Consider the following 21,962-nt stretch of genomic DNA (forward strand, 5'->3'; position numbering starts at 1 on the left):
CAGTGGACCAGCAAGGACCTCGCCGGAAGCCGGCAACCTTTGATATGGCACAGATGCGGGTGTTCGTTCCGTGCCACCAGGATCTGTTAGCCCTCGACTGATACACACTTAACGCCGCTCGCACCACGCCGCGTAAACGAACCACCCAAACCACACGGAGAACGCGACCCGCTGCGCGATGCCAGCGGGCATCCACTCGCGTCCGAACAACGTGATCAAGAGCACCAGCAGCACTGCGCCCACCGCGACCAGATGCTCCACCAGGCTGGCGCGGGCGTAGAGCACTGCGCCGGTGGCGAATGCGATCCACCACACCGTCCACGCCGTGGCATGCAGGCTGCTGGTGCCGGCGTCGATGTCCTCCGGATCGAGTGGCAACAGTCCCTGCGCCGCGAAAGCCATGGCCGACAGCATCAACAGCGTGGCACCGATCCGCGGCTGCCAACGCGTTTGCACCGGCAATGCGGCGCGCAACCGGCCACCCCCCAGCACCAGCAACAGGCCTGGCAACACGAACACCATGCCGTTGAACAGCGCCGCGCCGGGCACGCCGCGCATGCCCGCGAACGCCACGGGGTGTGCAGCGTGCGAGAACGGCGCCCATTGCGCACCGATGGCGAACAGCGAACAGAGGAACACCAGCCCTGCCAGGATGGCGAGACGGAACGTCGTGCGATTCATGCGTCCTCCCATCGAAACACCTCTTCCACGCCCACGCCGAATGCGCGCGCGATGCGGAACGCCAGTTCCAGCGAGGGCGCATAGCGCCCCGCCTCCAGCGCGATGATCGTCTGCCGCGTGACCTGGCAGGCGTCCGCCAGCTGTTGCTGCGTCATCTCGCCGCGCTCGAAACGCAGGCGACGGATGTCGTTGGACAGCGGCGTGCCGGTCACCGGCGCTCCCGCACATAGGCATGCGCCACCACGACATGGCCCACAAGGTTCGCCGCGATCAGCGCCAGCAACAGTACGCCCGGCAAGCGCAACGCCACCTCGAGCAGCGGCCCGCGCATTGCCGGGATCGCCAGAGCGAGAGCCAGCGCGACGATACCGATGCTGGCCGTCACTCGAAACGCCCGATCGCCGCGCGAAGCGATCGCGGAGTCGCGCTCGTCCTCCATGGCCTCGTTGCGTCGCTGTTGGTCATGCATTGCGCGTCGCCGGAACCAGTGGGACAGAAACAAGACCAGAAGCACCGCGATGAACGAGAACAGGGAACCCTGCTTCACGACCGCGATCGCGCAGAAGGCGCCGAGGCCTGCAAGGCCCCAGGTCGAATTCAGGGCAAAGCGTTCGCCGAACCCCGGCGCAATGGCATCACGCATTCCACTCATGCCGCGTTCCTCCGTCGATCCCACGCGTACATCCACGCCATCGCCGCGTGCTCCACCAGCCAACCCCACAGCAGTGCGAACACCAGCAGGTTGGCGATCATCGCGTGCGTGGCCCACTGCAGCCGCTCGGCGGGCGAGAACCCGAACAGCACGGCCAGGCCAATCACCACGAACACCATCGCCGTGCGCCCCCAGTCGCCGGCCTGCGCCTCGATCCGCCGGTCGCGCTCGTCGGCCTGCACGCGCCCGGCCCAGCGCGACGCCACCACCTGCGACAGCACGATCCAGGCCACCAGCAGCAGCACGAGGTTGCGCGCGACGTCACGCGGCACCGGCGCATCGAAGACGTCCCCTCCCGCCACGCCATGCAGGCGGGTCGCGAAATAAAGGGTGGCCGCCACCATGAACCCCAGCCCGATCCACGCCTTCCATTCGCCCGGCGATACACCGCGCTCGAACTCGCCCTGCGGCACCGAGGACAACCGGTGCAACGCGCCCCACGTGGTGGCAACCAGCAGGGTCATGCCGATTGCGCCGGGATCGATGCCGAACACGCGGCCACTCCCCATCAGCAGCCACAGCGAAAGCCCTGCCAGCACCAGCAGGCCAATCCACGCGAGTCGTCCCATGATGTCGTCTCCACCAGACTTTATGTAAGTTATTTTTTACATAGCGCCATTTCCATGTCAAGTATTTTTGACATCGGCTTGGAATCCGGCGGCCCCGCCGCCATCCTCCCGGTCCCCCGCCGCAGGAATGCCCATGCCCACCGATCTCCAGACGCTCCACGTCTTCGATGCCACCACCGCCGGCTTCGAGGCCGACGTGCTGCAGAAGTCGATGGAGGTGCCCGTGCTGGTGGACTTCTGGGCCGAGTGGTGCGGCCCGTGCAAGACCCTCGGCCCGATCCTCGAGAAGCTGGCCGCCGACTTCCACGGCGGCTTCCTGCTGGCGAAGGTGGATACCGAAGCCGAGCCGCAGATCGCAGGCGCCTTCCAGATCCGCTCCATCCCCACCGTGTTCCTGGTCAAGGGCGGGCAGATCGTCGACGGCTTCCAGGGCGCGCTGCCCGAAGGCCAGGTGCGTGAGTTCCTCAAGCACCACGGCATCGAGCCCGCGACGCCGGCCGAGGCAACCCCTGCCGAAGCCGACGCGCCCGCCGATCCGCACGCCGACGTGCAGCGCCTGCGTGGCGGCATCGAGGCCGAACCCGACAAGGCCGAACTCAAGCTCGACCTCGCCCTGGCCTTGCTGCAGACCGGCGCCGCGCAGGAGGCCGAAACCCTGCTCGAGGCATTGCCGGCCAACCTGGCCACCGACGATCGTGCGCTGAAGGCACGCGCGCGCCTCGGCTTCGCCGCCCTGCTCAAGGACGCGCCCGCGCCGGAAACGCTGGAGGCCGCCATCGCGGCCAACGCCGACGACCTGCGCGCACGCCACCTGCTGGGCGCACACCACGTGGTGGACGGTCGCAACGAGGCGGCGCTGGCCCAGTTCCTGGAGATGCTGCGCATCGACCGTGATTTCGAGGACGGGCTGCCGCGCAAGGCGCTGATCGATGCATTCCGCGTGATCGACGACGCGGCGCTGGTCGGCCAGTACCGCCGGAAGATGTCGGCGCTGCTGTTCTGACCTGCCCGGCCTGACGCATGTCGCCCGCCACCCTGCGCTGGGTCTTCAACCTCTGGCCGCCGTTCGCGGCCGGCGGGATCCACGTCACCCACCTGTCGGAGGACTGGCGGCATGCGCGCGTGGAACTGCGGATGCGCCCCTGGAACCGCAACTACGTGGGCACGCACTTCGGCGGCAGCCTGTTCGCGATGACCGACCCGTTCTGGATGATCCTGGTGAAGGAACGCCTGGGCCGCGACTACATCGTCTGGGACAAGGCCGCGCACATCGACTTCATGAAACCCGGCAAGGGCACGGTGGTCGCGACGTTCGACCTTGATGACGGCGTCGTCGACAGCCTTCGTACCCAGGCCGATGCCGGCGACAAGGTGCTGCGCTGGTTCGAGACCGACGTCACCGACGCCGGCGGCGACGTCGTCGCACGCCTGCGCAAGCAGGTGTACGTGCGGCGCAAGCGCCCGCGAGCAAGCACGGCTCAGTCCGCGACGGACGGAGCGACAACGTCATCGGGCAAGGGCACTTCCCAGTAATCGCCCTGGCTGGTGTCGTACTGCCTGATCCGGAGCGATCGGCCGTCGGCACCCACCTCGATGTCGCGCGCAGGGCTCCGCAGCGCTTCCGGGCGCGTGGCGAGACGCTCGACAAGGGTGCGCGGCCCCGTCCCCTGCTCACGCAGCCACAGCAGCGTGCCCAGCACCTGCATGCGCGCGCCCAGGTCCTGTGCGCGATGCCGATAGCCGTCATAAGCCGGCGATCCGATCGCGGCCAGCAGGCAACCCACCAGGTTGTCGATACACCCCGGCCGTGCCCAGCCGTGGCGAGGGAGCGCCGCGTCCCGGATGGGCAGGTCCGACGCAATGCGCGCACGCTCCCCGGCGCTGCATGACTGCCCGTAGACAAGCGCCATCTCGCCGCGCGTCTTGTGCGCGTTGTAGACCAGCGAACTGAGCAGCCGCTCCACGGGATTCGCCGCTTCCGCAAGCGCGTTGCGCGTCATGTCCACCATGCCCGACGCAAAGGCCAGCTCTCCGCGCATCGCACGGCAGACCGAACGCTCCTCGACGTGCACAGGCCGTACCGCGACGGCACAGATCTCCGGCACGGGATGGTGGGCAGGGAGTTCATGCAGCATCTGCGCCAGCAGTTGTGCGTTGGCATCGCCGGCGATGGCAAGCGACGTCATCTGTACGACCAGCATGTCGGTGTTGCCGCCGAGCCTGCGCCATGTGTCGATGTCGCGGCAGCTCGCCTGCAGGGCAGCGTCGACGTCGCCCTGTGCGAACAGCACGGCGTTGCGGGTCACGCCAAGCCGCAGCAACCCGAAATCCGGGAACGGGGCATCGATCCGGGACGGCAGCTGATTGGCGACATATCCGTCGCCTGCAAGCCGATCGATGCGGGCGAGCAGCGAAGCGTTGCGCTGGACGAGGGCCTGGTAGGCGTCAAGTTCGGCGCGCACCCTCGGCAGGCAATCGCTTCCTCGCGGCTCGCAGAACAGCGCACGGTCATCGCTTGAGGGCGACTGGTCCGCGAAACGCGCAGCCGCTTCGGTGGCGAAGCCGTCGAGGCCACCGGTGCCATCCTCACCCGGGCCGGCGGCCTGGCGCATGCGATGGGCGTCGACCGCGACGAGCGTGGCCACCTCGTGCGGGGGCACGTCGTGCGCCAACAGCCATAGCGCACCGAACGCGTTGCCACCTTCCGGCTGCCACGGCGCACCCAGCAGCGCCAGGGCCTCGCGCTGTGCCTGTCCGGGTCCGGCCACGCGGGCGGCGGCCCATGCCAGCGCCAGCACCACGACCATGCCGACAATCCCCTTGATGATCCATTCGATCGCCTTTCCCACGCGCGTCCCCTCCATTGGTGGCATGCCAACGACGCCGCTCCCGGTGTCGATGTGACCGCACGCCAATGCCTTTCACGTCCGCGCAGTATCGGCGCGGTATATCCTCACCCGGGGGAATCCGAATGAACAGACCACACGCGTCCGACGCTCCAAGACCGCCGCCGGAGGTTCCCGGGTACCGGCTGTCGCGCGTGATCGGCCAGGGCGGCATGTCTACCGTCTGGCTGGGCACGCAGCTGTCGCTGTCGCGCGAGGTGGCGATCAAGGTGATGCTGCCCGACGCACTGGCCGACGAGGTCAGCCGCAGGCGCTTCGAGAACGAAGCGCGCACCATCGCGAGGCTTGAGCATCCGCATATCGTGGGCATCCATGAGGTGGGGCGCACGCGTGACGGGCTGCCGTGGTACTCGATGCCGCACTTGCCGCGCGGGCATGTCGGGCAGCGTGACCTGCGCGACGATCCCGCGCGCATTCGCGAGATCCTTCGCGCGCTGCTGTCGGCGCTGGGGTTCGCGCATGCGCGCGGCGTGGTGCATCGCGACGTCAAGGCTGAAAACGTGCTGTTCGACGAGGCCGATCGCCCGCTGCTGGCCGACTTCGGCATTGCGTTGCGCCGCGGCCACGGCACGCGCGTGACCATGACCGGGCTGGCCGTAGGCAGCACCGCCTACATGTCGCCGGAGCAGGCCCGCGGGCAGCAGGTGGACCACCGCACCGATCTGTACAGCGTTGGCGTGCTGGCCTGGGAAATGCTGACCGGCGAGCTGCCTTACCAGGCTGACGACGCGCTGTCGATGGCGATCATGCATGCGCAGAACCCGCTACCGAAGCTGCCGCACGAGTTGCGTCACTGGCAACGCTTCATGGATCGCGCGATGGCGAAATCGCCGGCGCGGCGTTTCCACGATGCGAAGCAGATGCAGGCCGCGCTGGACGAGGTGCCGCAACGCGTGGGCCAGCGCACGCCGCGCTTCGCGATCGCCCTGCGCAAGGCGCGCGACGGCGTCAGGCACATGCCGCGCATCGCCTGGGTGCCGGTGGGCCTGCTGGTCGCTGCAGGCATCGGTTTCGCGTTGCGCACGCCGGGGGGTGGCACGCCTGGCCCCGAGAGGGGCACGCCGACAGGCAGCGCGGTCGCTGCAGGCGCGGCAGGCGGGAGCGAAACCGGCGCGGCGAATGGCGACCCGCTGCAATCGATGCATCGCGCGGCACCGGAGTCCGACGTCGATCGCCTGCTGGTCGAGGTGCGCGAGCAGCTGCGCGCCGGGCGCCTGGTCTCGCCAGCCGGTGGCAACGCCGTGGAAAGCCTGGTCGGTGCATGGCGCAGCGACCGCGCGCATCTCGCGCTGCCGGACACGACCGCCAACGTAATGGCCGCGCTGACGCGCGAAAGCGTGCGCCAACTCGACGCCGGCGCTGACGCACGCGCTGCTGAACTGCTGCGCCGCGCCGCTGCACTGGCGCGCGAGGCTGGCACCGCCGGGGTTGCGCCGCTGCAGGCGCAACATCGCGAGGTCGAACAGGCACTGGGCAAGCGCATCGATCGCGCAGTCGACGTCGACGACCGCGCCACGGCCAGCCGCGCCGTTGCCTTCGCGCGCGAACACGACCTGCCTGATGGCGTGGTGGCACGGCTGCAGGTGCGCAGCCAGCGCGAGCCACCCCTGGAGGTGCGCTTCGCGCGCGACATCGGGGACATGGTGATGCTGCGCGACGGCGATCGCCTGTTCGCATCGATGCGCCGCGCGGTCACCCGCGACGAGTACGCCCGTTTCGCCAGCGCCACCGGGCGCGAGCCGGCGGCATGCCGGGAACGCGGCTCCCTGCTACGCGTGGTGTCGCCGCGGGACTGGACCCAACCCGGTTTCGACCAGTCCGCCGACGACCCCGTGGTGTGCGTGTCCTGGGACGACGCCAGCGCCTACGCGCAGTGGCTGTCGCGGCAGACCGGCAAGCGGCACCGCCTGTCCACGGCTGCGGAGGCGGCGCTGATGCCCGGCTCCGGTGGCGCCCGCGCCGTCTCCGAATGGCGTAGCGATTGCGCCGGCGACTGCAGCAAGCGCAACGCCATCGGGCGCAGCTGGCGCAGCGACAACGCGCGGCGATCGCTGGATGCCGCCCGCGGCTACGACGACGTGGGTTTCCGGCTGGTACGCGACCCCTGACCGGACCGGCGGCGCCGACCCCGACGAACGCTCGTCCGCGGGAAGCGTCCTTGCCGCCTACAATCCGCGGATGTCGCCGACCCCGCCGCCCGCCCCCCGCAGCCTTGCGCGCCGCCTGCAAGGCCTGTTCCTCACCGGCCTGCTCACGCTGCTGCCGATCTGGCTGACCTGGGTGGTGGTGAAGTTCGTGTTCGCACTGCTGTCCGATGTCAGCAGGCCGTGGGTGGGTCCACTGTCGCAGCGGATCGCCGCAGCGTCTCCCGACGCACTGGGCTGGTTCAGCGCCGAGTTCGTGCAGGCCACCATCGCGCTGCTGGCGACACTGGTGCTGATCCTGGTCGTGGGCTGGCTGGCGCGTCGGGTGATCGGCCAGCGCATGCTGTCGTGGGTGGAGTCGCTGGTGCTGCGCGTCCCGCTGGCCAGCACCATCTATTCCAGCGCCCGCAAGTTGCTGGACATCCTGCAGACCAAGCCCGGCAGCACCCAGCGCGTGGTGCTGGTGGACTTCCCGCATCGCGAGATGAAGGCCATCGGCTTCGTCACCCGCGTGGTCCGCGAACACGGCACCGGTCGCGAACTCGCCGCCGTGTACGTACCCACCACGCCCAATCCGACCTCCGGCTACCTCGAGATCGTGCCGGTCGAGAAACTCACGCCCACCGACTGGACCGTCGACCAGGCGATGAGCTTCATCATCAGCGGCGGCGCGGTCGCACCGGACACCATCCCGTTCGATCCGCCGCCCCGGCCCGGATCGGCCGCGTCGCCATGACGACGCCTTGGGACCGACCCCGTAACAAGCGAGGGCCGCATGTCGCGGCCCTCGCTGTCCTTAGCCTGTAGTGAGCTTCGCCTCAGGCGCTGTTGCCGCCGTGACGCTGCCGCTGCCGGCTGGGGCCATTGCCGCTTTTCGCACCGGTATGCGCATGCGCGTGTGCGCCACGGTCCATCGGCTTGCCGTGTCCGCGGCTGCCCGGCTTGCGCGGCGCGCGGTGGCCGGAGGGCTTCTGCTCGCCCGGGCGCAGGCCCGGACGCGCACCCATCGACGGCTTGCGCTGCTGGCCGCCGTTCTTCGGGATCGGGGCATCCAGGCGGATCGGACGGCTGGGTTCGAACCCGGCCACCGTCTGCATCAGGATGTCGGCCTTGAGCATGCGCTGGATCTGCTTCAGCAGGCCGCCCTCTTCCGGCGACACCAGCGACAGCGCCTCGCCCTGCGCACCGTTGCGGCCGGTACGGCCGATGCGGTGCACGTAGTCCTCGGCCACCATCGGCAGGTCGTGGTTGATCACCAGCGGCAGGTTGGGGATGTCGAGCCCGCGAGCTGCGACGTCGGTGGCGACGAGGATGCGCGCCTTGCCGGACTTGAACGCATCCAGCGCCTTCTGCCGCTGCGCCTGGCTCTTGTTGCCGTGGATGGCGAGCGCCTTCAGGCCGGCCTTCTCCAACTGCTCGGCCAGGCGATTGCAGCCGTGCTTGGTCTTGCCGAAGATCAGGACCTGGTCGGTGTGGCGCGCGGCGAGAATGTCGACCAGCAGGTCGCGCTTGCGCGACGCGTCGACCGGATGCACGCGATGCACGATCGTGTCGGCAATGGTGTTCTGCGAAGCGACCTGCACTTCGGTCGGGTTGCGCAGCATGTCCATCGCCAAGGCACGGATGCGCGGCTCGAACGTGGCCGAGAACAGCATGGTCTGGCGCTGCTGCGGCACGCGGGCCAGCACGCGCTTGATCGAGGGCAGGAAGCCCATGTCGAGCATGCGGTCGGCTTCGTCCAGCACCAGCAGTTCGACCGCGTCGAGCTTGGCGTGGCCGCTGTCGAGGTGGTCGAGCAGGCGTCCCGGGCAGGCGACCAGGATGTCGACGCCGCGACGCAGGTTGTCGATCTGCGGCTGCATGCCGACGCCGCCGAAGACCATGGTCACGTTGAGCTTCAGGTGGCGGCCATAGGCCTTGAGGCTGTCGGCCACCTGCACGGCCAGCTCGCGCGTGGGCACCAGCACCAGCGCGCGCGGCTTGCGCGGGCCCCTGGCCGGCGTTTCCTTCGCGAGCTTCTGCAGCAACGGCAGGCCGAACGCGGCCGTCTTGCCGGTACCGGTCTGCGCGGCACCGAGGATGTCATTGCCGGCGAGCGCGGCGGGAATGGCCTGCGCCTGGATCGGCGTGGGCGTAGTGTAGTTGGTGTCGGTCAGCGCGCGCAGCAACGCGGGCGACAGCCCGAGCCCTTCGAAGGGCGTGGTTTCGATCGTCATTGGATGGACTCCGTGGCAGCCGCGCCACGCCATGCCCTCGCGTGTTTGCGCGGGGTCATCGAAGCGGCTTCGACTGGCTTGCCCGGAACTATCCAGTACCGCGTTGCGGGCAAAAGATGTGCGGCTGCCGGAGGAACCGGGCCGTGTCTGCGCGACGAATGACGTGCGGGAGAGGATGCCCTCGACCGGAGCCGGGGCGAGCCTGCCAGGATCGTGACCGCCGGGCCAGGGGCCAGGCGAGTGGGCAGACGCGTCGCAAACGGCGCGTAGTCTAGCCGCTTTCCACGCCAAATGCCACGAGGCCGGCGGTGCCCGCGGGCGATTCGTCTAGAATGGCGGGCTTCCTTCCGGGGAAAGGACTCCATGACAGCTGACCAGACGACGCGGCCGCCGAGGCACGCGCAGCGTTCTGCAACCGCGCTTTCGCTGCCTTCGCCGCGTGCCGGGACCTGGCGTTGCGCCGCCCTCCGGGTGTTGTTGCTGCTGCCGCTTGCGCTGGCGTGCTGGTTGGTACCCGCCAGCGTGGATGCACAGGAATGGCGTTACCGGATCCGTCCCGGCGACACCGTCTGGGACCTGGCCAGCGCGCACATGCGCCAGGATATCCCGTGGGAACGGCTGCAGTCCCATAATGCAATCGAGGACCCGCTGCGGCTTGTGCCCGGACGGGTGATGTCGTTCCCGGTCGCCTGGCTGCGGCAACAACCTGCCCAGGCCCGCGTGATCGCGCTATCGGGCGACGTCCAAGCCAGTCGCGATGGCAGTTTCGGTGACGCGTTCCCGGCCGTCGAGGGCTTGCAGTTGGGCAGCGGCGCGGCGCTGCGCACGACGCCAGCTGCCAGCCTGACCCTGGCGTTCGCCGACGGTTCGCAATTGCAGCTGAAGGGCGACAGCGAACTGCATCTCGATCGGCTCAGCGCCTACGGTGCCACCGGGATGGTCGATACCCGCCTGCGCCTGCCGCGTGGGCGCGCCTCCAGCAAGGTCACGCGCAGTCGCGGCCCCGCATCGCGCTTCAGCATCGACGCACCGGGCATGATGTCCAGCGTGCGCGGCACCGAGTTCCGCGTCGGCAGCGACGGGATCCGCAGTCGCTCGGAAGTGGTCGAGGGCCGGGTGATGGTGTCGGGCGGTGGCCGCAGCGTTGCGGTGGATGCAGGCCGTGGCACTGCGCTCGATGCCGATGGGCGTCCCCGCACCCCGATTCCGCTGCTGGCCGCGCCGGACCTGTCCGCATGGCCGCGCGAAATCATGCGCATGCCGGCGGACCTGCAGTGGACAGGGGTTCCGGGCGCGGTCGCCTATCGCCTCCAGGCCAGTGCACATGACGATTTCCGCACCCTGCTGCAGGACAGCGTGGTCGCGGACGCACGCGCTCGTTTTGACGTCCGCAGCGAAGGCCTGTTGCATGTTCGCCTGCGCGCCATCGACGCGCACGGCCTGGAAGGTTTCGATGCCTCGGCCACGGTCCATGTCGCCGCGCAGCCGGCGCCGCCCTTCGCGATAGCGCCGACCGACCGTGGCGATGCCGCAGGGCCACGCCCGCGCCTGCGCTGGACCGCCGCGGATGCGGCCGGCATGCGCTACCGCGTCCAGCTGGATGCCGATGGCACGTTCAATGCGCCGCTTGTCGAGGCGTCCGACCTTCGCCGCAACGAATACCGCGTCCCCGCCGACCTGCCGCCCGGGGGCTATGCCTGGCGCGTCGGCGCCATCGACGGCGATGGCCGCCACGGCCCATGGAGCGATGCGATGCGCTTTACCCTGCGCCCGCCCGGCGAAGGTCCGGGCGTGGATGCCGAAACAGCCGATGGCACCTTGCAGGTGCGCTGGCGGGCCGGCGACGCGGGGCAACGCTACCGCTTCCAGCTGTCGCGCGATGCATCGTTTGCCCACGTGGTGCGGGACGAGATGCTCGACGACAACAGCATTGCCCTGCCCGGCCTGCGCGCCGGTACGTGGTACATGCGCGTGCGCGCCGTGGACAGCGATGGCTACGAGCATCCGTACGGGCCGGCGCAGGTGGCCAAGGTCGGCTGCCTGCCATGCCGCATCCTGGCCGGCGCCGGCGGCGCCGCGCTGATCCTGCTGGTGCTCTGAGCCATGCCACTGCCGCACGCCCGCAACTGGTTGCCCCGCGTGCTGATCGCCGCGGCCGCCGTCGCCTGCGTGGTCGTCGTGACCCTGCGCGCCACCACGGCGCCCATGGACGTGTGGCTGTACGACCGCATGATGACCGGACTCGACCAGGCGGTGGACGACCGCATCGTCATGGTGGTCGTGGACGACAAGAGCTTCTCCGCGCTCGGCCGCTGGCCGTGGTCCCGCGGCGTGCACGCGGAGCTGGTGCAGAAGCTGTCAGCGCACGAGCCTCGCGGCATCGCCTTCGACCTGCTCTTCGCCGAACCCAGCCGCAGCGACGAGGCCGGTGACGCGGCCCTTGCCGGCGCGATGCTGCGGGCAGGCAACGTGGCCTCGCCGGTTGCGGTGGAGGATTCGCAACCGGACGGCCCGCTGATCGAGGTGTTGCCGATGCCAACGCTGATCGAAGCCTCGGCAGCACTCGGACACGTCGAAATCGACGTCGGCGCCGATGGCATCGCCCGCGAAGCCTATCTGTACGCCGGGCTGGGCTCGGCGCATTGGCCGGCACTGGCGCTGGCGTTGCGCAACATCGATCCCGATGCGCGCCGTGATGGCCCGCTGCCCGGCTTGCGCCACCCCGACGGCGAACCGGGGACACGCTCCGCCTTCCTCTGGCACCGCGACTACCGCGTGCTGGTGCCCTATGCGCGCAACGCGGGCTTCCAGCAGGTTTCCTACGTCGACGTGCTGCGCGGCGAAGTGCCCGGGGAACTGCTCCGCGACCGCTGGATCCTGGTTGGGGTGACCGCCAGCGGCTCGCTGCGTGAAGTACTGGTCCCCGAAGCCAATGGTCGGAACCGCATGCCTGCAGTGGAGTTCCACGCGCACTTGCTCAATGCGTTGCTGCAGGGCAATGCCATCGTCCCGCTGGCGCTGGCCTGGCAGCTCGCGATCGGGGTTGCGCTGGTCCTGCTGCCGTTCGCCGTCTATCGCCCGCGCCACCGCATCCGCCGCGCCTGGGTGGCGAGCACCGCCGGCGTGTTGGCCACGCTGCTGGCCTGCGTGCTGCTATTGCACTTCGCGCGCATCTGGTACGCGCCGACCGCAGCCCTGCTGGTGGCCTTCGCCGTCTATGGCATCTGGGCGACGCAACGCCTCCGCAAATCGCATCGCCTGGCGAGTTCGGATGGCCTGACCCGGCTGGCGAACCGGCACATGTTCGACCTCACGCTGGAGCGTGAACTGCAGTCGGCACGGCGATCCAGCCGGCCCTTGTCGTTGCTGCTGATCGATGTCGATCATTTCAAGCCGTACAACGACCACTACGGCCACCAGGCCGGCGACGAGGTGCTGCGCAAGGTGGCTGACGCCATCCTGGTCTGGGCGCGGCGCCCGCGCGACCTGGCGGCACGCTACGGCGGCGATGAGCTCGCCCTGGTCCTGCCGGAAAGCTCGGCTCACGCCGCGGCCACCATCGCCCAGACCATCCTCGAAGACGTGCGTGCACTGGAGCTGCCGCATGCGCAGTCCCCCATTGCACCCACGGTGACACTGAGCATCGGCATCGCCACGTTCTACCCCATCCTCGAAGGACACGACATCGACCTGCTGAAGCGTGCCGACGCGGCGCTCTACCGCGCCAAGCGCGAGGGCCGCAATCGCGTTCATGCGTCTTCGGGTACGCCGCGCGCAGGCTGAGCCGCCTCAGCCGCCGATCGCCTGCTCGGCGACCAGCCGCTGCACCCATCCGGAGAATGCCTGCACCCGTCGCGACAGGCGATGGCGATGCGGATACAGCAGCCACGCCTGCAGTGGCCCCGGGCGATGCGACGGCATGACCTCGACCAATTCACCGGATGCAATGTGCCGTCGCGCGTCGTAGCGCGGGATCTGGATCAGGCCGAGTCCTGCGATGCAGCAGGCGATGTAGGTATCGGCGCTGTTGGCCAGCACCATGCCACGCATCGCCACGGTGCGCGCCACGCCGCCGTCGTCGTACTCCCAGGCATCGATCCGCCCGGTCGATGGCAGCACGTAGTGCACGGCAAGATGGCTGCCCAGGTCCGTTGGCGCCATCGGCACGCCGTGCCGCTGCAGGTAGGCCGGGCTGGCGTAGTTGCCCTGCTCCAGCAGGCACAGCGGTTGGGCCACCAGGGACGGGTCGCGGACGGCACCGACCCGCAGCGCACAGTCCACGCCCTCCTGCTGCAGGTCCACCGGCCGATCCGTTGCCAGCAGTTCGAGCTCGATCTCGGGGTACTGCACGAAGAACCCGGGCAAGGCCGGGGCAATCAGCAGCGAGGCCATCCGCGTGGGCACGTCCACCCGCAGGCGTCCGCTGGGCTGGGAGCCGGACTTGCGGAATACCGATTCGGTTTCCTCGATCTCGGCCAACAATCGCCGGCACCAGTCCAGGCAGGCCTCGCCATCGGCGGTCAATCGCATGCGTCGGGTGGTGCGCTGGATCAGCCGGGTCTGCAGTCGCGTCTCCAGCGCCTGGATCGCACCCGAGACCGTCGAGCGCGGCAGCTCCATCCGCTCTGCAGCGCCGCTGAAGCTGCCCAGGTCAGCCACGGTGACGAAGATTTCCAGCTGCCTGAGTCGATCCACGCGCCAAGATTGTTCGATTTTCTCGAATTGTCAATTCGAAACAGACCTATTTATCCACTACAGGCAAATAACCAGACTGGACGCCCATCCACACCTCGGGAGTAGCCCATGGCAGCACGTACCCTCGACGGCAAGGTCGCCGTCATCGCCGGCGGTGGCAAGAATCTCGGTGCGCTGGTCGCCCGCCAGTTCGTCGAAGCCGGTGCCCGCGGCATCGCCCTGCACTACAACAGCGACGCCTCCCGCGCCGAAACCGAACGGACCGCTGCCGCGCTCAAGGCGATGGGCGCCGATGCCACCCTGTTCCAGGGCGACCTGTCGGTGGTCGCCAACAATGCCGCGCTGTTCGACCAGGCAAAGGCCCATTTCGGCCAGGTGGACATCGCCGTCAACACCGTGGGCGTGGTGATCAAGAAGCCGATCGCGGACGTCAGCGAGGCCGACTTCGACCGCAGCTCCGATGCCAACGCGAAGGCCGCATTCTTCTTCCTGCAGCAGGCCGGGCGGACGCTGGCCGACGGCGGCAGCATCGTCACCATCGTCAGCTCGCTGCTGGCCGCGTACACCCCGTACTACGCGGTGTATCCCGGCAGCAAGGCGGCGGTGGAGCATTACACGCGCGCAGCCTCGAAGGAGTTCGGCGACCGCGGCATTTCAGTCAATGCCATCGGACCGGGGCCGATGGACACGCCGTTCTTCTACGGGCAGGAAACACCGGAAGCGGTGCAGTACCACAGCACCGCGGCGGCGCTGAGCGGGTGGTCGAAGAAAGGCCTGACCGATATCGAGGACATCGCGCCCATCGTCCGCTTCCTGGTGACCGATGGCTGGTGGATCACCGGGCAGACCATTTTCGCCAACGGCGGCTACACCACGCGTTGACATTGAACACCGGGCCGGCAGCCCCGGATGACGACACTGCGCCTGCTGTGCCACTCTTTGCATTCATCCATGCTCGGGGCATCCGCATGTCGTTCCGTCCACAAGGTCCGGGACCCGGTTTCGTCGTGGCCAGGCTGTTGCTGGCCAGCGTATTCATCGTCATGGGCGCGTGGCGCCTCTGGGCCGCGTACAACGGCACGGTCACCAGCGGCGCCACGCTGACCTTCAGTGCGGCCGAACTGGTGCTGGGCATGCTGGTGGCCGCCGGCTGGAAGCTGCGCTGGACTGCGTTGCTGTCCGCCGCGCTGATGATCGCCGACGCGGTGCTGTCCCATCCGTTCTGGGCCTTCGCCGAACCCGACCGCAGTGCGCAGCTCCTGCACTTCATGAAGAACGTCAACATTGTCGGCGGCTTCCTGCTGCTGTCGCTCGCCGCGCCCACGCGCCGGCGCTAGGACGGGAAGACAGCCATGGCCGTCGAAGGCGATCCGAACAACCTGCTGCGCGCGGTCGCACTGCTTGGCGCGGCGGTGGTCGCGGTCCCCCTGTTCCGCAAGCTGGGCCTGGGCTCGGTGCTGGGCTACCTCACCGCGGGCCTGGTGATCGGGCCGTTCGGCTTCGGCTGGTTCGCCCATCCGCAGGCGATCCTGCATTTCGCCGAACTGGGCGTGGTGATGTTCCTGTTCATCGTCGGACTGGAAATGCGGCCCTCGCACCTCTGGGGGCTGCGGCGGCAGATCTTCGGCCTCGGCGCGCTGCAGATCGGCGTATGCACGGTGGCGCTGACCGGCGTCGGCCTGCTGTTCGGGTTCCCGTTGCCGGTGGCGTTCGTCGGCGGTGCCGGCTTCGTGCTCACCTCCACCGCCATCGTGATGCAATTGCTGGGCGAACGTGGGGACATCGCCCTGCCGCGCGGCCAGCGCATGGTCTCGATCCTGCTGTTCGAAGACATGCTGATCGTGCCGCTGCTGGCGCTGATGGCCTTCATGTCGCCGTTGCCGACTGATCCGGATGCGCCTTCGCGCCTGGCAAGCATCGGCATCGCCACCGCATCGCTGGTCGGCCTGCTGCTTGCCGGCCTCTACCTGCTCAACCCGATGTTCCGCATCCTCGCCGCGGCCAAGGCGCGCGAGGTGATGACCGCCGCCGCCCTGCTGGTGGTGCTGGGTGCGGCGGTACTGATGGAAATGGGCGGGCTGTCGATGGCGATGGGCGCGTTCCTGGCAGGCGTGCTGCTGTCGGAATCGACGTTCCGCCACCAGATCGAGGCCGACATCGAACCGTTCCGCGGCATCCTGCTCGGGCTGTTCTTCGTCGCGGTGGGCATGTCGCTCGACCTGTCCGTGGTGGTGGCCAACTGGCAGCTGATCGCGCTCGCGGTGCCGGCGCTGATGCTGGCCAAGGGCGCGTGCATCTACGGCGTCGCGCGCCTGCTGCGCAGCAGCCACGGCGACGCGCTGGACCGCGCGGCGCTGATGGCGCAGGGCGGCGAATTCGCCTTCGTGCTGTACAGCGCGGCGATGGCGGCGGGCATCATCACCGCCGAAGCCAACAGCAACCTGACCGCCATCGTGGTGCTGTCGATGGTGCTGACACCGCTGGTGGTGCTGGCAATCCGGCCGTTGATGCCGCGCACGCAGGCCTCGCTCGACGGCGTGGAGGAAGTGGATGGACAGCGCGGAAGCGTGCTGATCATCGGCTTCGGCCGCTTCGGCCAGGTGATGAGCCAGTCGCTGCTGGCGCGCGACGTGGACGTGACCATCATCGACACCGACATCGAGATGATCACCAGTGCGGCCGAGTTCGGCTTCAAGGTCTACTACGGCGACGGCGGCAGGCTGGACGTGCTGCATGCCTCGGGCGCGCACTCGGCGCGCGCGATCGCGGTCTGCATCGACAAGCCGGAGACCTCGAGCCACATCGTCGAGGTCGCGCGAACGCACTTCCCGCAGGCGAAGCTGCTGGTGCGTGCCTACGACCGCGAGCACTCGCTCAAACTGGTCAACGCCGGCGTCGACTTCCAGATCCGCGAGACGTTCGAGTCGGCGGTGGCATTCGGCGAGGCGGCGCTGCGCGAAGTGGGCGTGGATGCGGAAGAAGCAGCCGAGATCGCCGCACAGGTGCGCAAGCTGGACGCGGAACGGTTCGAACTGGAAATGGCCAGCAACGACGTACGCGCCGGCATCCCGATGCTGCTCAACAACACCGGCGGCGTCGCCCCGAAGCCCACGCCGTTCACCACGCCCCGCCGCGAGGGTCGCGCACTGCACGCATCCGAAGGCGAAGCGTTGCCGGGCGAAGGCGCGCAGCCCGCGGATTGATCGAAGTGGATGGATGGCTTGCCGCTGCGCCATCATTCCACCGCTCGGTCGATACTGTCCGAGGACGATCCATGGCACGAAATGGCGTCACTCTCCGCGCCAAGGTCGCTGCCTTGCGAATCCACTGCAGGGCTGATGGCCAAGTCGGCCAGGAACAAGCGCGTTCCCGCTGAAGGGCGGGTTGCTTTCTTTGCTGGCACACTGCAAAGCGAACGGCGAAGCCGTTCAGGAAAGTAACCAAAGAAATGCCTTTCCGCGATCACAGCTGACCGGGCGCTTTGATCTCGACACGATTTTTCGACAGGACATCCTTGTCCTGTCGAAGAACGTCCGGCGTCCATGCCGGACGCCCTCCGGGTCTCCGAGCAGCGTTGCTGCTCGACGCGAATCCACACGCCCGACAGCCGTCATCCCGGCACAAGCAGCGACCCAGCGTCTTTCGCCCTCAGCAACTCGGGCGTCGAAGCCCTTGGGTCCGGACTTGCGGCGGGACGCGCGGAGCTACACCTCCACCACCATCCCCGGCCGCGCCAACCGTACGTCGGCGCCGAAGCGTTCGCCGATCTCACCGGCCAGTGCCTCGCGTGCGCGGTCCTCGCCGTGCACCAGCACCAGCGGCGGGCTGCCCTCGAACGCCCCGTACCACGCCATCAGCCCGCGCTGGTCGGTGTGCGCCGACAGTCCACCGACGGTATGCACGGAGGCATTCACCCGATGGTCGCTGCCATGGATGCGCACCCACTTCGCGCCATCCACCACGCGCCGGCCAAGCGTGCCTTCCGACTGGTAGCCGACGAACACGATGTGGGTGTTGCGGCGGTCGATGTTGTGGCGGAAGTGGTGCAGGATGCGGCCGCCGTTGGCCATGCCGCTGCCGGCGATCACGATGGCGCCATCCTGCAGCCGGTTGATCGCCATCGAATCCTCGACCGATTCGGTGATGCGCAGGTTGGGCAGGCGGAACGGGCTGGGGTGCGAGGCCCAGACCTTGCGCGCATCGTCGTCGAACAGGGCATCGTGGCGGTCGTAGATCTCCACCACCTTGGCCGCCATCGGGCTGTCGAGGAAGATCCGCCAGCGCGACATGTTCCATTCGTCCCAATGCCTGGCGAACCAGTACAGCAGTTCCTGCGAGCGGCCGACCGCGAACGCGGGGATCAGCACCTTGCCGCGGGCCTCCCACGCCTGGTCGAGGATGCCGCCGAACTCGCGCACGGTGTCCAGCCGGTCGCGGTGGTTGCGATCGCCGTAGGTCGCTTCCATCAGCACCAGGTCGGCCTCGCGGATCGCCACCGGGTCGCGCAGGATCGGCGTGCCGGGCGGGCCGAGGTCGCCGGAGAACACCAGCTTCCGCCCGTCGGCCCATACCTCGACGATCGACGAACCGAGGATGTGGCCGGCATCGCGGAAGGCGATCTCGACGCCGGGCAGGATCGTGTTGCGCGCGTCGTACCGCAGCGGTCGCAGCTGCGGCAGCAGCCGCTCCACGTCGCGGCGCGTGAACAGCGGCATCGCTTCCGGTTCGCCGTCGCGGCGCTTGCGGTTCTCGCGCTCGGCATCGCTTTCGGCCAGCGAGGCCGCATCGAGCAGCATCACCGGCACCAGTTCGGCGCCGGCCTGCTGGATGAACACCGGCCCCTTGAAGCCCTGCCACGCCAGCCGCGGCAGGCGGCCGATGTGGTCGATGTGGGCGTGGCTCAGCACCACCGCATCCAGCGTGGCCGGATCGAACGGAAAGGGTTCGAAATTACGCCGCTCGGCCTCGCGCCCGCCCTGGACCATGCCGCAGTCGAGCAGCACACGCTTTCCGGCGGCCTCGACCAGGTGCATCGAACCGGTGACCTCGCCGGCCGCGCCATGGAACGTCACCCGCATGCCTGCCCTCCTCCACTGTCGCCTCTGATTCTGCGCCCGCCGTGCACGCGATGCGAGCACCTGTTCAGCGAGCCGGGTCACGTTCGGTCGCGGGGCGCTTGCTAGAATTCCGCCACTTTCAAGTAAGGATGCCCGATGCGCCACACGCAGCCCCTCGCCCTGGCCCTGGCCGTCACCCTCGTGCTCGGCCTGATGCCCAGCGACGCCGATGCCCAGCGCCGACGCGCACCTGCCGTCACGCCGGCGTGCACGGACTTCTACAGCGAAGCCAACAAGGACTGGTTGGCCGCGAACACCGTGGTCGGCTCCGGCAGCGTTTCGGCACTGGGCGAACTGCAGCAGCGTGCCGTGCAGCAGCAGCGCGAACTGCTGGATGCGGCAATGCGCACGCCGCAGAACGAAGTGCAGACGCTGTTGGGCCACTTCTGGGCCAGCGGCATCGACGAGGCCGCCGTGGAAGCCGACGGCGCCAATCCCATCGCGCCCATGCTGGGCCGGATCAATGCGATCCGCCGGGCTCGCGACATCGCGCCCGCCATCGCCGCCCTGCACCAGGTGGGCATCCCGGTGGCGTTCAACTTCACCGCCGACCTCGACCTGTCCGACCTCGACCGCTACGCCGGTTACTTCGCGCAGGGCGGCCTGGGCCTCCCGGATCCCGCCTACTACACCAGCGAGGACCCCGACGCGCGCACCCTGCTGGGCCGCTACACCGAGTACGTCTCGAACATCCTGCGCCTGACCGGCACGCCGGAAGACCGCGTGGCCGCGGAGATGGCGCAGGTCCTGGACCTGGAGACGCGCATCGCGCGCCTGTCGCGCCCGGTCGAATCGCTGCGCGATCCGCGCGCGAACTACGCGATGGTGCCGGTGGCGGGTTTCGCGCGCCAGTACCGCAACCTGCAGCTGGCCGATTTCCTGAAGGCGCAGGGTGTCTCCGCCGAACAGGTGTCGCTGGCCAACCCCGAGCTGTTCGCGCAGCTCGATGCGCTGGTCAACAGCCTGCGTCCGGACCAGTGGAAGACCTACCTGCGCTTCCACGTCGGCAACGCCATGGCGCCCTACCTGTCGAAGCCGTTCCGCGACGTGGAGTTCGAGTTCCACGGCCGCGTGTTGCGCGGTGAAAGCGCACAACTGCCGCGCGAAACGCAGGTGCTGAACGCGATCAACCGCGCCGCCGGCGCCATGCTGGCGCGCGAATACGTCGCACGCCACCTGCCGGCGACCACCGCCTCGCGCGCGAACGACATCGCCGGCAACGTGCGCGATGCGCTGGCCCGTGCGGTCGGACGCAACGCCTGGATGTCGCCGCAGGCCAAGCAGGAAGCCGCCGCCAAGATCGCGGCGCTGCAGATCGAAGTGGGCCCGTCGCTGCGCGAACTGGACTACACCACGCAGCCGATGGGCCGCAGCAGCTTCGGCAGCAACATGCTGATCGCGTCCACCTGGCATCGGCGCGAGGAGATGCGCCGGATCGGCCGGACCGATGCGCGGCGGCGCTGGGACGTATTGCCGCAGCAACCGGTCCTGGCCTACGACATCGCGCACAACCGCCTGCTGGTGTCGGCGGCCGCGCTGCAGTCGCCAGTGCTGGACATGGGCATGGACACCGCCGCGCAGTACGGCAGTTTCGGCGCGATGGTGGCGCACGAGATCGGTCGCAGCGTCGATTTCGCGGGGCGCCAGGTGGATGCCGCCGGCAACCTGCGCAACTGGTGGACGGCCAACGACGAGGCCGCGTGGCTGGGCCGCGCCGACCTGCTGGTCGCGCAGTACAACGCCTATGACTACCCGGGGCTGGATGCGATGAAGGTCAACGGCGCGTTGACGCGCGACCAGAACATGGTCGACCTGTCCGCCGTGGAACTGGCGTGGGACGCTTGGTCCACCGCGCAGCCGGATGCGGAGGCCTCCGCTCGGGAAGGTTTCTTCAGGGGCTGGGCACAGCTGTGGCGCCAGCAGTCGTCGGCGGATGTCGCCAGCCGCGACCAGGCCACCGCCGTGCATGCGCCGGGCAAGTGGCGCGTCAATGGTCCCTTGGCAAACCACCCCGCGTTCGCCGAAACCTTCAAGTGCGCCGTCGGCACCGGATTGGTGCGCAAGGCGGACGAGCAGGTTTCGATCTGGCGTGAAGGGCCATGACGCGTGGTTCGTGATCTGTAAATGGCAGATCCGGAACAGCAGGCGCCTGGCCTCATTACACCTGCCACAAGAAGGTCGCGCGTTGCGCGGCCTTCCTTTACGAATCACCAATCAGCATCCGCCCACCTCGTCACATCCCCCGGATGCCCCGCGGCCCGCGCGGCCTGCCGCCACCGAATGGCGGCTGCCCGCGCCAGTAACGGATCAGCAGCCAGCCGAACAGCATGCCGCCGAGGTGCGCGAAGTGCGCCACGCCCGACTGCGTACCGGTCACGCCGAACAGCAGCGAGATCACGCCGTACACGATCACCAACGTGCGCGCCTTCATCGGCACCGGCGGGATCAGCAGCATCACCCGCTGGTTGGGAAACAGCAGGCCATAGGCCAGCAACAGGCCGAACACGCCACCGGACGCGCCTACGGTGCGGACGATCCCCGTGCCTTGGTCCAGCATCCAGGAGGCGACCGCCAGTTGGCACAGCCCAGCGCCTACCACGCACACGAGGTAATAGGACAGGTAACGGCGATTGCCCCAAACATGCTCCAACTGCGCTCCGAACATCAGCAGCGCCAGCATGTTGAACAGCAGGTGCGGAAGATTGCCGTGCATGAAGCCATAGGTCAGCAACTGCCATGGCATGAAACGAGCCCCCTGCGAAGCGTAGGGTTCCGGCATGCCCAGCGGCCAGAGCTCGAAAGGCGTGAATACGCGTCCGCCAAGCATGGCCTGCAAGAGGAATACGGCGGCATTGGCAATCAGCAGCGCCTTGGTGATCGGGGGGAGATTGGTGAACATCCTGTTGCCTTCTACGCTCGGAA

General features: G+C 68.6%; 19 protein-coding genes. 10 read left to right on the top strand and 9 right to left on the bottom strand.

The genetic code is table 11. The features are described 5' to 3' along the window. Positions 1-108 precede the first annotated feature (108 nt). Genes E2F46_RS05850 through E2F46_RS05865 form a run of 4 tightly spaced genes read right to left on the bottom strand, consistent with a single transcriptional unit; the run spans position 109 to position 1,962 of the window. Positions 109-681: a DUF998 domain-containing protein gene (locus tag E2F46_RS05850; RefSeq protein WP_165967357.1), complete on the bottom strand. Its 573-nt coding sequence runs from the start codon at positions 679-681 to the stop codon at positions 109-111. After that, positions 678-893: a helix-turn-helix transcriptional regulator gene (locus E2F46_RS05855; protein ID WP_133321152.1), complete on the bottom strand. Its 216-nt coding sequence runs from the start codon at positions 891-893 to the stop codon at positions 678-680. Before E2F46_RS05855 ends, E2F46_RS05850 begins: the two co-directional genes overlap by 4 nt. Continuing rightward, positions 890-1,333 carry a hypothetical protein gene (locus E2F46_RS05860; protein ID WP_133321153.1) on the bottom strand — a complete coding sequence of 148 codons (444 nt, stop codon included), beginning with the start codon at positions 1,331-1,333 and terminating at the stop codon, positions 890-892. The genes E2F46_RS05855 and E2F46_RS05860 overlap by 4 nt, the downstream gene beginning before the upstream one ends. Then, a complete protein-coding gene (locus E2F46_RS05865) occupies positions 1,330-1,962 on the bottom strand; it encodes a hypothetical protein (RefSeq protein ID WP_133321154.1) in 633 nt (210 codons plus the stop codon). The genes E2F46_RS05860 and E2F46_RS05865 overlap by 4 nt, the downstream gene beginning before the upstream one ends. 133 nt (positions 1,963-2,095) lie before the next feature. On the opposite strand from E2F46_RS05865, the gene trxA reads away from it, so the two are divergent. Both trxA and E2F46_RS05875 read left to right on the top strand, forming a co-directional pair. Continuing rightward, positions 2,096-2,965: a thioredoxin gene (gene trxA, locus E2F46_RS05870; protein ID WP_133321155.1), complete on the top strand. Its 870-nt coding sequence runs from the start codon at positions 2,096-2,098 to the stop codon at positions 2,963-2,965. Positions 2,966-2,982: 17 nt separating this feature from the next. After that, positions 2,983-3,495 (top strand): DUF4442 domain-containing protein, encoded by a 513-nt coding sequence (locus E2F46_RS05875; RefSeq protein WP_133321156.1) that lies wholly within the window; start codon positions 2,983-2,985, stop codon positions 3,493-3,495. On the opposite strand, the gene E2F46_RS05880 is transcribed toward E2F46_RS05875, so the two are convergent. Continuing rightward, complete coding sequence (locus tag E2F46_RS05880; protein WP_133321157.1) at positions 3,441-4,811, bottom strand: hypothetical protein; 1,371 nt, start codon at positions 4,809-4,811, stop codon at positions 3,441-3,443. The genes E2F46_RS05875 and E2F46_RS05880 overlap by 55 nt on opposite strands. Before the next feature lie 122 nt (positions 4,812-4,933). On the opposite strand from E2F46_RS05880, the gene E2F46_RS05885 reads away from it, so the two are divergent. Together E2F46_RS05885 and E2F46_RS05890 are read left to right on the top strand one after the other, a co-directional pair. Beyond that, positions 4,934-6,976, top strand: a complete 2,043-nt coding sequence (locus E2F46_RS05885; RefSeq protein WP_165967358.1) for a bifunctional serine/threonine-protein kinase/formylglycine-generating enzyme family protein — start codon at positions 4,934-4,936, stop codon at positions 6,974-6,976. A 70-nt stretch (positions 6,977-7,046) separates the two neighbouring features. Then, entirely contained in the window at positions 7,047-7,748 is a 702-nt protein-coding gene (locus E2F46_RS05890; protein WP_133321159.1) for a DUF502 domain-containing protein, read from the top strand. 82 nt (positions 7,749-7,830) lie between these two features. Here the strand turns inward: E2F46_RS05890 and E2F46_RS05895 are convergent, their stop codons facing one another. Next, positions 7,831-9,228: a DEAD/DEAH box helicase gene (locus tag E2F46_RS05895; RefSeq protein ID WP_133321160.1), complete on the bottom strand. Its 1,398-nt coding sequence runs from the start codon at positions 9,226-9,228 to the stop codon at positions 7,831-7,833. 363 nt (positions 9,229-9,591) lie between these two features. Here E2F46_RS05895 and E2F46_RS05900 point away from each other — a divergent pair, with 363 nt between their 5' ends. Together E2F46_RS05900 and E2F46_RS05905 are read left to right on the top strand one after the other, a co-directional pair. Next, positions 9,592-11,328, top strand: a complete 1,737-nt coding sequence (locus tag E2F46_RS05900; RefSeq protein ID WP_165967359.1) for a FecR domain-containing protein — start codon at positions 9,592-9,594, stop codon at positions 11,326-11,328. A 3-nt stretch (positions 11,329-11,331) separates the two neighbouring features. Next, entirely contained in the window at positions 11,332-13,011 is a 1,680-nt protein-coding gene (locus tag E2F46_RS05905) for a CHASE2 domain-containing protein (RefSeq protein WP_133321162.1), read from the top strand. 6 nt (positions 13,012-13,017) lie between these two features. On the opposite strand, the gene E2F46_RS05910 is transcribed toward E2F46_RS05905, so the two are convergent. Continuing rightward, the gene (locus tag E2F46_RS05910; RefSeq protein ID WP_133321163.1) at positions 13,018-13,923 is read right to left on the bottom strand and encodes a LysR family transcriptional regulator; all 906 of its coding nucleotides are present in this window, start codon (positions 13,921-13,923) and stop codon (positions 13,018-13,020) included. A 108-nt stretch (positions 13,924-14,031) separates the two neighbouring features. Between E2F46_RS05910 and E2F46_RS05915 the strand changes: the two genes are divergently transcribed. The 3 genes from E2F46_RS05915 to E2F46_RS05925 all read left to right on the top strand — a co-directional run bounded on the left by E2F46_RS05915 (position 14,032) and on the right by E2F46_RS05925 (position 17,126). After that, on the top strand, positions 14,032-14,805 hold the full coding sequence (locus tag E2F46_RS05915; RefSeq protein ID WP_133321164.1) for an SDR family oxidoreductase: 774 nt from the start codon (positions 14,032-14,034) through the stop codon (positions 14,803-14,805). An 86-nt stretch (positions 14,806-14,891) separates the two neighbouring features. Then, positions 14,892-15,260: a DoxX family protein gene (locus E2F46_RS05920; protein WP_133321165.1), complete on the top strand. Its 369-nt coding sequence runs from the start codon at positions 14,892-14,894 to the stop codon at positions 15,258-15,260. Between the two features lie 15 nt (positions 15,261-15,275). Beyond that, a complete protein-coding gene (locus tag E2F46_RS05925) occupies positions 15,276-17,126 on the top strand; it encodes a monovalent cation:proton antiporter-2 (CPA2) family protein (protein WP_133321166.1) in 1,851 nt (616 codons plus the stop codon). A 501-nt stretch (positions 17,127-17,627) separates the two neighbouring features. On the opposite strand, the gene E2F46_RS05930 is transcribed toward E2F46_RS05925, so the two are convergent. Beyond that, positions 17,628-19,001, bottom strand: coding sequence for an MBL fold metallo-hydrolase RNA specificity domain-containing protein (locus E2F46_RS05930; protein ID WP_133321167.1), 1,374 nt, complete (start codon positions 18,999-19,001; stop codon positions 17,628-17,630). 135 nt (positions 19,002-19,136) lie between these two features. Between E2F46_RS05930 and E2F46_RS05935 the strand changes: the two genes are divergently transcribed. Beyond that, positions 19,137-21,143 carry a M13 family metallopeptidase gene (locus tag E2F46_RS05935; RefSeq protein WP_133321168.1) on the top strand — a complete coding sequence of 669 codons (2,007 nt, stop codon included), beginning with the start codon at positions 19,137-19,139 and terminating at the stop codon, positions 21,141-21,143. A 130-nt stretch (positions 21,144-21,273) separates the two neighbouring features. On the opposite strand, the gene E2F46_RS05940 is transcribed toward E2F46_RS05935, so the two are convergent. Continuing rightward, positions 21,274-21,939 (bottom strand): rhomboid family intramembrane serine protease, encoded by a 666-nt coding sequence (locus E2F46_RS05940; protein ID WP_133321169.1) that lies wholly within the window; start codon positions 21,937-21,939, stop codon positions 21,274-21,276. Positions 21,940-21,962 lie beyond the last annotated feature (23 nt).

The organism is Luteimonas aestuarii, assembly GCF_004357985.1.
GTDB classification, from domain to species: Bacteria; Pseudomonadota; Gammaproteobacteria; order Xanthomonadales; family Xanthomonadaceae; genus Luteimonas; species Luteimonas aestuarii.